General features: G+C 62.1%; 18 protein-coding genes. 17 read left to right on the forward strand and 1 reads right to left on the reverse strand.

What is annotated here, in order from left to right:
• The 16 genes from HGB10_11485 to HGB10_11560 form a co-directional block, all read left to right on the forward strand.
• Window positions 1-170: CPBP family intramembrane metalloprotease (locus HGB10_11485; GenBank protein NTU72424.1), on the forward strand; the 170-nt coding region annotated here is incomplete at its 5' end.
• Between the two features lie 202 nt (window positions 171-372).
• Window positions 373-651 (forward strand): excinuclease ABC subunit A, encoded by a 279-nt coding sequence (locus HGB10_11490; GenBank protein NTU72425.1) that lies wholly within the window; start codon window positions 373-375, stop codon window positions 649-651.
• 9 nt (window positions 652-660) lie between these two features.
• Complete coding sequence (locus HGB10_11495; GenBank protein NTU72426.1) at window positions 661-966, forward strand: HigA family addiction module antidote protein; 306 nt, start codon at window positions 661-663, stop codon at window positions 964-966.
• A 166-nt stretch (window positions 967-1132) separates the two neighbouring features.
• Complete coding sequence (locus HGB10_11500) at window positions 1133-1375, forward strand: type II toxin-antitoxin system Phd/YefM family antitoxin (GenBank protein NTU72427.1); 243 nt, start codon at window positions 1133-1135, stop codon at window positions 1373-1375.
• The gene (locus tag HGB10_11505; GenBank protein NTU72428.1) at window positions 1372-1635 is read left to right on the forward strand and encodes a Txe/YoeB family addiction module toxin; all 264 of its coding nucleotides are present in this window, start codon (window positions 1372-1374) and stop codon (window positions 1633-1635) included. The genes HGB10_11500 and HGB10_11505 overlap by 4 nt, the downstream gene beginning before the upstream one ends.
• A 161-nt stretch (window positions 1636-1796) precedes the next feature.
• The gene (locus tag HGB10_11510; protein ID NTU72429.1) at window positions 1797-2090 is read left to right on the forward strand and encodes a type II toxin-antitoxin system RelE/ParE family toxin; all 294 of its coding nucleotides are present in this window, start codon (window positions 1797-1799) and stop codon (window positions 2088-2090) included.
• A gap of 11 nt (window positions 2091-2101) precedes the next feature.
• Complete coding sequence (locus HGB10_11515; protein NTU72430.1) at window positions 2102-2389, forward strand: HigA family addiction module antidote protein; 288 nt, start codon at window positions 2102-2104, stop codon at window positions 2387-2389.
• 162 nt (window positions 2390-2551) lie between these two features.
• Window positions 2552-2833, forward strand: a complete 282-nt coding sequence (locus HGB10_11520; GenBank protein NTU72431.1) for a type II toxin-antitoxin system Phd/YefM family antitoxin — start codon at window positions 2552-2554, stop codon at window positions 2831-2833.
• Window positions 2830-3120: a type II toxin-antitoxin system RelE/ParE family toxin gene (locus HGB10_11525; protein ID NTU72432.1), complete on the forward strand. Its 291-nt coding sequence runs from the start codon at window positions 2830-2832 to the stop codon at window positions 3118-3120. The genes HGB10_11520 and HGB10_11525 overlap by 4 nt, the downstream gene beginning before the upstream one ends.
• A 100-nt stretch (window positions 3121-3220) precedes the next feature.
• A complete protein-coding gene (locus tag HGB10_11530; GenBank protein ID NTU72433.1) occupies window positions 3221-3655 on the forward strand; it encodes an SRPBCC domain-containing protein in 435 nt (144 codons plus the stop codon).
• 169 nt (window positions 3656-3824) lie between these two features.
• Window positions 3825-4049 carry an addiction module protein gene (locus tag HGB10_11535; protein ID NTU72434.1) on the forward strand — a complete coding sequence of 75 codons (225 nt, stop codon included), beginning with the start codon at window positions 3825-3827 and terminating at the stop codon, window positions 4047-4049.
• 379 nt (window positions 4050-4428) lie between these two features.
• Entirely contained in the window at window positions 4429-4899 is a 471-nt protein-coding gene (locus HGB10_11540; protein ID NTU72435.1) for an ASCH domain-containing protein, read from the forward strand.
• A 136-nt stretch (window positions 4900-5035) separates the two neighbouring features.
• Complete coding sequence (locus HGB10_11545; GenBank protein NTU72436.1) at window positions 5036-5647, forward strand: hypothetical protein; 612 nt, start codon at window positions 5036-5038, stop codon at window positions 5645-5647.
• A 174-nt stretch (window positions 5648-5821) separates the two neighbouring features.
• Entirely contained in the window at window positions 5822-6397 is a 576-nt protein-coding gene (locus HGB10_11550) for a DUF2239 family protein (protein ID NTU72437.1), read from the forward strand.
• Window positions 6398-6539: 142 nt separating this feature from the next.
• The gene (locus HGB10_11555) at window positions 6540-6962 is read left to right on the forward strand and encodes a hypothetical protein (protein ID NTU72438.1); all 423 of its coding nucleotides are present in this window, start codon (window positions 6540-6542) and stop codon (window positions 6960-6962) included.
• A 113-nt stretch (window positions 6963-7075) separates the two neighbouring features.
• The gene (locus tag HGB10_11560) at window positions 7076-7747 is read left to right on the forward strand and encodes a hypothetical protein (protein ID NTU72439.1); all 672 of its coding nucleotides are present in this window, start codon (window positions 7076-7078) and stop codon (window positions 7745-7747) included.
• Between the two features lie 144 nt (window positions 7748-7891).
• Here HGB10_11560 and HGB10_11565 read toward each other — a convergent pair whose 3' ends face one another.
• Window positions 7892-8710 (reverse strand): CPBP family intramembrane metalloprotease, encoded by an 819-nt coding sequence (locus HGB10_11565; protein ID NTU72440.1) that lies wholly within the window; start codon window positions 8708-8710, stop codon window positions 7892-7894.
• Between the two features lie 198 nt (window positions 8711-8908).
• Between HGB10_11565 and HGB10_11570 the strand changes: the two genes are divergently transcribed.
• The coding region (locus HGB10_11570; protein NTU72441.1) for a hypothetical protein at window positions 8909-9221 on the forward strand (313 nt) is incomplete at its 3' end.

Genomic DNA, 9221 nt, shown 5'->3' on the forward strand with positions numbered 1-9221 from the left:
TCGGCCCGAACAAGGGGGCGGCATGGTGGCTGTCTGGGGCGGAGTTCGGCATCGAGGGGAGCGCGGCGGCCACTGCGGCACTCGCCGGACTCGCTGTGTGGTCGTTCTTCTACTTCAAGCGCACAGCGGCCAAGAAGCAGGCGGCGGTGACCGCGGGCGAACTAGCCTAGTCCCCAGGAAGCCACGCCTGCCCAACAATGGCATCGACACCGACAGACCGCGGCAGTGAGGTAGTCTGAGCTGCGAGAGTGGCGGGCCGCGGTCTGCGGGTCATGCCACGGACGTTAGAACGAGCCGGAGACCGCGAGTCTCTCGGGGGAGTGTCGTTTAATCACGTTTGACGTTATTCACGCTGCGCGTTACTATCGGCGTATGATCCGTTCATTCCGCGACAAGGACACTGCGACTCTGGCGGGCGGCACGCGCGTCAAACGCTTCGTCGCGTTCGAATCGGTGGCTCGGCGCAAGCTCAGGCAGCTGGAGATCGCCGGATGCATCGACGACCTCAGGGTCCCACCGGGCAATCGGCTCGAGGCACTCAAGGGGAAACGCGTGGGTCAACACAGCATCCGTATCAACGACCAGTATCGCGTGTGTTTCCGCTGGGCAGATGGCGGCGCGGAAGATGTCGAGATCGTGGACTACCACTAGAAGGTGATGATGATGAGCACAGCACTGGCACCCGTGACACCCGGCGAACTCCTTCTTGAAGAGTTCCTGTTGCCCATGGGTATCACGAAGTATCGGCTCGCCAAGGAGATTGGCGTCCCAGCGCAGCGCATCGGCGATATCGTGGCCGGCAAGAGGTCGATCACCGCTGACACCGACTTGCGGCTCGGCCGCTTCTTCGGGCTCTCGGACGGGTACTGGCTTCGCGCCCAGGTAGCGTATGACACCGAGGTTGCGCACGAGCGACTGGCCCCGGAGCTTGAGAAGATCAGGCCCTGGTCCGGCTCGGCTGCGTAACCGAGGCCGTTCGAGCAAAGGCATCGAGCAGAGCGCCAGCGGATAGAATCGGTACGGGAAGGCATTGGGCGCCTGCTCATGCCTAACACGTTCGACCTAACCCCGCGAGGTTGACTCGGCTGGCTTCTGAGCGTACGGTATCACGTACGTGAAAGGGAGTGCCCAAATGACCAGCATCACAGCCACTGAGGCTCGCAAGTCCCTCTACAAGCTAATCGACGACGTGTCCGACTCGCACGAGCCCGTTCAGATCACCGGCAAGCGCGGCAGCGCCATGCTCGTGTCGGAGGATGACTGGCGCGCAGTGCAGGAGACGCTCTATCTCGTCTCGATTCCGGGCATGCGTGAGTCGATCCTCGAGGGCATGGCCACGCCGGTCGCTGAGCTCGAAGACGAGCTCGACTGGTGAGCTGGCACCTCGTCTACACGAAAGCCGCGCTAAAGGACGCCAAGCTCCTGGCAGCTGCCGGCCTGAAGGCCAAGGCGCAGTCCCTTCTCGGCGTACTTGAAGAGGATCCGTTCCGCTCACCGCCGCCGTTTGAGAAGCTCGTCGGCGACCTAAGCGGCTCATACTCGCGACGCATCAACATCCAGCACCGGCTCGTCTACCAGGTCCTCGATGATGAGCACGCAGTGAAGATTCTGCGCATGTGGAGTCACTACGGGTAGGTCGAACAAAGGCATCGAACAGAGCGCCAGGGGATAGAATCGGCACGAATGGCATGGGCCGCCGCTCATGCCAAGAACGTTAGCTTCAGCACAGTGTCTCGTACCCGCTTGCACGGTAACCGTGATAGCGGGTATATTGGTTTGGTGACTAGGGAGGTCTGATGATCGTCTCGTTCGGTGACCGCGCGACAGAGGACCTTTACCACAACCGGCCGACCAGCCGGGCGCGCCGGTTTCCGCAAGAGGTCGTCGGTCTGGCGTTGGTCAAGCTCGATATGCTCAACGGCTCCGCGGCGGTCCTCGACCTTCGCTCGCCACCAGGCAATCGGCTCGAGGCACTTAAGGGCGACCTGAAGGGCTTCTACTCGATTCGGGTTAACGACCAGTGGCGGCTCGTCTTCCGCTGGGAGGGCAACAACGCCCTTGATGTACGACTGATGGACTATCACAAGTAGGAGGTTTGGCCATGATTCCGGAGAACCGCATCCCCACACATCCCGGCGTGATCCTAGGCCAGGAGTTCCTCGGCCCGCTCGGCATCTCCCAAGTGGCTTTCGCGGCACACCTCGGTGTTCCGGTGCAGCGGATCAATGAGCTCATCCGCGGCAAGCGGGGCATCACTCCTGAGACCGCATGGCTGCTCGCTTCGGCGCTCAACACCACGCCGGAGTTTTGGATCAACCTGCAGACGGCCTACGACTTGGCTCGGAGCCGGCCCGCTGAACCGGTTGAGCGGCTTGCCGCGGTAGGCTGACGCCGCGAAGCTAACAAAGGCATCGAGCAGAGCGCCAAGGGATAGAATCGGCAAGGAAGGCATCGGGCGTCTGCTCATCCGTAACACGTTCGCTACAGCTCTAGCAATCGCATCTCGGCTCTCGCGGTGGTATCGTTGGTTGTACCCTAGGAGGTGCTACTAATGAGTGCGATGCCCAACATCATCCCGATCTCTGACTTGCGACAGGATACGGCCGGTGTCATCAAACGAGCTGCCGCATCCGACGAGCCGGTGTTCATCACGCAGCGCGGTCGTGCTTCGGCGGTTCTTGTCAGCTCGACTGCCTACCAGCGCACCCAGCGCGAACTGGAAATCCTGCGGCTGCTCGCACGGGGTGAGGCTGAGATTGCCGCGGGTGTCGGCTATGAGCTCGACGAGGTCATGGAGGAAGCACGGCAGCTGCTGGCGCGTGACTCGGCGTGAGGGTCCGGTTCACCCCCTCGGCGCGTCGGGAGTTCCTCGAGGCGCTGGAGTTCATCGAGCAGGATAGCCCGGCCGCAGCTGACGCGATGCTGGAGCGCTCGGTCGACGGGCTGGCGCAGCTCCACGACTTCCCGGAATCTGGTCGCATCGTTCCTGAGTTCCCGGACCTGCCGTATCGCGAGCTCCTAGTCAACCCATACCGCTTCTTCTATCACGTCACAGATGATGCCTTGTGGATCGTTGCCGTCTGGCATGAACGCCAGTTGCCGGAGCCGCCGGTCGCGTAGCTAACAAAGGCATCGTGCAGAGCGCCAGGGGATAGAATCGGCAAGGAAGGCATTGGGCGCCTGCTCATGCCTAACACGTTAGCCCGACCGGAGGTGGCAAGTGAAGGAACTTCGCTCCGCAATCGAGATCAGGGCCACCCCCGAGCGGGTATGGGCACTGCTCACCGACTTCCCCAGCTTCCCCGACTGGAACCCATTCATTCGCAAGGCAACTGGTGCGATCGAGACGGGTAGCCGACTCGAGGTACTCATCCAGCCGTCCGGTGCATCCGCAATGACGTTCCGCCCGACGGTTTTGAAGGCGGAGCCAGCTCACGAACTGCGTTGGCTCGGACATCTGCTGTTTCCCGGTCTGTTCGATGGTGAGCACAGCTTCGTAATCGAGCGCATCGGCGACGGACAGACACGGTTTGTTCAGCAGGAGACATTCAGAGGAATCCTCGTCCCGCTGTTCGCTCGACAGCTCGATCGCGACACGCTACGGGGCTTCAATGAGATGAATGAGGCCCTGAAGGCTATGGCAGAGCGGGAGTAGCCGCGCGGGCCAACAAGCGCATCGAGCAGAACGCGTCAGGTACTCTCGTAGGGCGGCGCATGGGCGTCTGCTCATGCCTAACGCGTTCGACACAACGAAACCCGCCGCGCGTGTCGGACCACCGTCGTACAATGGAATCGCAAGGTATCCGATGAGTGTGAGGTCGACTATGACCATCAGTGAAGTGAAGTCGTTGGCGCTTGAGCTCTCCCCTGAGGAGCGAGCGGAACTCGCCTCCGACCTTCTCCTGAGCCTCGATAATCTCAGCGAGCCGGAGATCGCGCATCTCTGGCTCGAAGAGGCATCGCGTCGTGACGCGGAGATAGACGCCGGCACGGCGAAGCTGATCCCCGGCGACCAGGTGTTCGCTGAGGCGCGGGCGCGCCTAAAGTGACGGCACCGTACTCGTTCCACGAAACGGCGCGTCTCGAGTTCGACGAGGCCGCGGAGTACTATGACGCGGAGCATGGTGGGCTCGGGCTTAGTTCATCGACGGCGTTGGTCATTCGGTGACCCAGATTTGCGAATTCCCTGAGTCATGCGAGGGCGTCAGAGGCCGGAATCGTGCGAAGCCGGTGGCCGGGTTCCCGTACTCGATCATCTACTCGTTCGTAGATGGGCAGGTCAGAGTCTTGGCGGTCGCGCATGATCGTCGCCGGCCGTTCTATTGGAGTGGACGACGGTAGCGAGCGTGTGTCGAACAAAGGCATTCAGCAGACTCGCTTCGCTCGCCGCTCATGCCTAACACGTTAGACGGAAGGCAGGGGGTGTTGATGCAGCAAGTCCATAGTGTCGAGTCGCTTTGGGCCTCATTCGTATCAGCGCACCCGGAAGTCGTCCGCCCGGACGATGTCTATTCGGCGTGGCACTTCTGTGACAACAAGTCAGATGCTGACGAGTTGGTGCAGCTCGTGGTTGCAGGGGTCAAGCGCGCAACCGCTGGTGACTTGTGGTCCTATGAGGCAGAAGGGGAGCTCCTTCCGCGGCCCGGCGACTTCAACGTGATCACCGATTGGGACGGCAACGCGTACTGCATCATCCGCACTGTTTCAGTCGAGGTCGTCGCCTTCCAAGATGTGAACGACCAGTTCGCTTCAGCAGAGGGTGAGGGCGACAGGTCCCTCAAGTACTGGCGCGAGGCACACTGGGCAGCATTCGGCCGCTCGCTTACAGCAATCGGTCGTGAGCCTTCCGTGGACATGCCGGTGGTGTGCGAGGTATTCGAGGTCGTCTTTGTCGGGTGATGATTCGCAACCATCGACGTGCTGCAAGATCGCGCGTCGCCGCATAGCGCATCGAGCGGACGGCGCAAGCTAGAATCGCAGTGAATGCGTTGGGCCGCCGCTCATACGCAAGAACGTTAGCCACACGGGGGAATCGGTGGGCAAGAGAGACCTGAAGCGAGAGCTGGCGCCCTTCTACAGTCCGTCGTCACGGGCCGTGTCACTGGTCGACGTGCCGCCCATGAACTTCCTCACGGTCGACGGCGCCGGCGACCCCAACACCTCGACCACGTACGCCCAAGCTGTTGAGGGCCTATTTGCGATGTCCTACGCCCTCAAGTTCGCGTCCAAGAAGGGTGCTCTGGCCCAAGACTACACTGTCATGCCCCTTGAGGGGCTCTGGTGGGCAGATGATATGTCGAGCTTCACGAGTGGCGATCGTTCCGCGTGGCAGTGGACGATGATGATCATGCAGCCGGACTTCATCGCGCCGCCAATGGTCGAGGAGGTCGCGCGGGCCGTCTCCAAGAAGCACTCACTTCCGGCGCTGGGCGGGATTCGGCTGGAGACGTTTTGCGAAGGCGCTGCCGCACAGATCATGCATCTTGGCCCGTTCGCGGCGGAGGGGCCTACGATCGACAGGGTCCATGAGTTCATTGAGGCATCCGGTCATCAGCGCGCGGGTAAGCACCACGAGATATATCTGAGCGACATCCGCAAGGCGCATCCGTCGAAATGGAAGACGGTCATTCGCCAACCGCTGGCATGATGGCAGAGGCATCGAGCAGAGCGCCAGAGATAGAATCGCTTCGGAAGGCGTGTGGGCCGCCGCTCATACCTAACACGTTAGACACAAGCCCAACTGATTCTACCCGGGTAGTATTGACGAGGCTTTCTGCCCGGGTAATACTCCTCTCGTAGACGCTACGATTGAGGAGTCACCATGCCAACTGAGTCACTTACGGTCTTCGCCGGCTCACACGCCATCTTGACCGGGGAGCGCGATGCGGTCGCATATGCGCTTCGAGAGATGCACGCCGCGGGCGAGCAGCGCGCGATCCTGGTTTTCGACGACACCACAGGCGAGCAGATTGACATCGACTTGCGGGAAGGGTCAGCATCTGGCCCCCCGCCCAGCAGCGAGGAGCCGGTGCAACGTCGCCCCGGGCGTCCCAAGCTCGGCGTGGTGGCGCGCGAGGTCACGCTGCTTCCGCGCCACTGGGAGTGGCTCAATGCTCAGCCGGGCGGGGCGTCTGTCGCGTTGCGCAAGCTCGTGGAGGGCGCGCGCCGTGAGAACGTCGACACTGACCGCGCGCGGCGTTCTCAGGAAGCGGCATTTCGATTCATGACGGCGATTGCGGGAAACGAGCCGGGATTCGAGGAGGCTTGTCGCGCGCTGTACGCAGGAGACAGGCGAGTGTTCAACTCGCACGCCGCCTCATGGCCCCCGGATGTCGGTGACTATGCTAGGAGACTCGCGGGTGATGCCTTCGCGACAGCTAGCATCGTCCAGGCTTGATCGTGTGTGTCCAACAAGCGCATCGAGCTGAACGCCAGAAGGTAGAATCCTCCTGAAGGCGTTTCGTCGTCTGCTCATGCCTAACACGTTAGACAGCACCGCAAATCGCGTGAGGGCCACGCGCCGACGACGGGGGCCACGGGTGACGGATCCATCAATCGCTGGCGTGATATCTCTGTGTCTGTTCGTGAGCACCGTAGCTGTCGGTCTGGCTGGAGCAGACAAGCCGCCGCCACTCGGCTTCCTTTGGCTTGTCGGTGTACTTGCTGCTGCGTGCCTGTTCGCATTCCGCAGGCTGAAGCGGCATCTCGGATCGCGCCGCGAAGGTCGTTTGGGTCAGACTCGCCGCATTGCCGTTGAGGGAGCTGCAGCGGGGCTCGGAATAGCCGTTGTGCTCTTGCTGATGGGTGGCCGAGCGCAGGAGGTGAGTGTGAGCATCGTGGATCGCGCGATCGGCCTGCTCGTCTTCTCAGCGGCTGGCAGCGTCGTGGCACTCGTGGGATGGCTCGGTGCGGCACAGCTCCAGTCACACTTCAATCGGAGTCGACAGTCGCCACCTGTCTAACAGAAGCAGCGTGCAGAGCGCCAGGGGATAGAATCGGCGAGGACAGGCATCGGGCGACTGCTCATGCCTAACACCTTAGCCGGATACCTGTCGCTGAAGGCGGGAGGCACTGTGTGACCTCGTCGGTCTCGGTCTACCTCGAAGTCGGCAACGAGCTGACTCACGCCACCGCGGTCGACTGGCCGGGGTGGTCCCGCAGTGGGCGCGATGAGGCGTCGGCGCTGCAGACGCTATTCGACTTCGCGCCACGATATGCGGCGGTTCTTGAGTCCCAGGGACTGTCCTTCGCACCGCCGGCGCGCATTGCTGACCTCACCGTACTCGGTCGCCTTCCCGGAAGCGCGACGTCTGACTTCGGCATTCCTGCCTCAGTCCTGCCGGGCGATGAGCTGCCGCTGGACGCCGGGCAGCTCGCCTTCGGCGAGTCGGTGATGAAGGGATGCTGGTGGGCGCTTGACCACGCGGAGGCCATGGCGACAGGCCAGGCACTCCGCAAAGGCCCCAGGGGTGGCGGTCGATCCCTCGGTGGTGTCATCAAGCATGTGCGCGAGGTCGAACTCGCCTACGCCAACGCCATAGGCGTCAAGGTGCTCGGCGACTTGCGTGAGGAGAGCGCCGTTCGGGATGAACTGCTGTGCGGCCTGCGGGCGGTGGTGTCCGGCGAGATCCCGGCCGTCGGCCCACGCGGCGGTCGGCGATGGTCGCCGCGCTACTTCTTGCGGCGCCTGGCGTGGCACGAGCTCTATCATGCCTGGGTCACCGAAGATCGGATCGAGCGGCCCTGAACGTTACCGGCTAACAAGGGCAACGAGCAGAGCGCCAGAGGATAGAATCTGCACGGAAGGCATCGTGCGCCTGCTCATCCGCACCACGTTAGGCAGAGCGGGTGCGGGCCTCGATGGATTCGCAGCGCACTGGGTGCTCTGTGGCTACTGCGCGGACGCTGGGGTCTCGACCGAGGCGGGGAGCAGGACCGTGTGGTCGGTGCGCCACAGCGAGATCAGGATCCACAGGCTGAGGAACGGCACGCCGAACGTGCTCACGAGGGTCAGCGGCGAGAGCCATCCAGCTGGTTGACCGTTCTGAATCATGAACGCCGAGATGTCCCACAGGCCGTGCGCAATCATCGCTGGCCAGATCACGCCAAACTGACGACGGAACAGGTAGAGCGTACTGCCGGTCAGGGTAGCAAGGACAATCTGCATCAGAGTTCCCCAGCCGCCGCCGAGGAATGCATTGGGGAGGTGGAACACGCCGAAACACACTGCAGTGATCACGGCGGCAACGCCCTCACGGCGCCCGCCCTCACGCATCGTGCGCAAGAAGATGACTCGGAACAGAGTCTCCTCGGCGAATCCGACCAGCACGCCGGTAAGCACCATCATCGTGATCAGATCCATCTTGAGTGCGGCGTAGTCAGCAGCAGCGACCCGGGCAACGATCATCGCCACGAATAGGCCGATCATGATCTTCATCAGCATGGTGGTTTGCAGACGGATCGGATCGCGCCACGTCGCATCCCAGCGCGCCCATAGAACGAAGACGAGCAGGAAGACGCTGGAGACGGCGAGCGGAAGCACACCATTGCGAAACGCAGCGCCCGAGGATGTGAACCAGTCGGCAAAGGGAATGCCGGAGGTTGCCTGCAGGCCGTTCGTAATGATCGAGTACGCAATCCAGACACCCACGCCGACGGCGACCGTAGGCTGAATACGCGCCGTCCCACTTGATGCGGCTTTCTGCGTCATGGTCCTCCTCCTTGGTCGGGGGCAATCGCCGCGCGCCGGTTTGAGCCTATACCGATATGAATATGATATAGCTACAGTACCATTGCCTCGAGGCTGCGCGGAGTGTGGAATCTAGCGTGTACTCTGCTTGTCAGCAGGGAATCATTTTGCGTTGCAGGTCTGGGCACTTCATGAACATCAGGGGACACAGGAGGCGGCATGGATATCAAGTCTTCGAAGTTGGTCAAGGATGCACTCGAGGCTGTGCGACCCACTCGCTGGTGGATCGCGATGCTGGTCGTCCTGCCCGTGGTCATCTTCCTGCCTCTGTTCACGATCGGAACCGCGGTCTCGAGCCTGACTGCAAGCGGTTCGTTCCTCGGGCAATCCTCCGAGGTCCTCATCATGGGCGCGACACTCATCCTCTTGGTTCTGTGGGTCGTCTTCAAGGAGAAGCGTCCGTTCAGTTCCGTCGGGTTTCGGGGCACACACCAGGTGCCTCGCGTTCTCATCGGCCTTGCCGGCGGCATCG

Source organism: Coriobacteriia bacterium, assembly GCA_013334745.1.
In the GTDB taxonomy this organism is placed as follows: domain Bacteria; phylum Actinomycetota; class Coriobacteriia; order Anaerosomatales; family JAAXUF01; genus JAAXWY01.

What these genes read in the sequence shown, in the direction of transcription:
- HGB10_11515 (NTU72430.1), top strand. Translation starts at nt 2,102, where the DNA reads ATGATTCCGGAGAACCGCATCCCCACACATCCCGGCGTGATCCTAGGC.
- HGB10_11535 (NTU72434.1), top strand. Translation starts at nt 3,825, where the DNA reads ATGACCATCAGTGAAGTGAAGTCGTTGGCGCTTGAGCTCTCCCCTGAG.
- HGB10_11495 (NTU72426.1), top strand. Translation starts at nt 661, where the DNA reads ATGATGAGCACAGCACTGGCACCCGTGACACCCGGCGAACTCCTTCTT.
- HGB10_11490 (NTU72425.1), top strand. Translation starts at nt 373, where the DNA reads ATGATCCGTTCATTCCGCGACAAGGACACTGCGACTCTGGCGGGCGGC.
- HGB10_11565 (NTU72440.1), bottom strand. Translation starts at nt 8,710, where the DNA reads ATGACGCAGAAAGCCGCATCAAGTGGGACGGCGCGTATTCAGCCTACG.
- HGB10_11500 (NTU72427.1), top strand. Translation starts at nt 1,133, where the DNA reads ATGACCAGCATCACAGCCACTGAGGCTCGCAAGTCCCTCTACAAGCTA.
- HGB10_11550 (NTU72437.1), top strand. Translation starts at nt 5,822, where the DNA reads ATGCCAACTGAGTCACTTACGGTCTTCGCCGGCTCACACGCCATCTTG.
- HGB10_11510 (NTU72429.1), top strand. Translation starts at nt 1,797, where the DNA reads ATGATCGTCTCGTTCGGTGACCGCGCGACAGAGGACCTTTACCACAAC.
- HGB10_11540 (NTU72435.1), top strand. Translation starts at nt 4,429, where the DNA reads ATGCAGCAAGTCCATAGTGTCGAGTCGCTTTGGGCCTCATTCGTATCA.
- HGB10_11520 (NTU72431.1), top strand. Translation starts at nt 2,552, where the DNA reads ATGAGTGCGATGCCCAACATCATCCCGATCTCTGACTTGCGACAGGAT.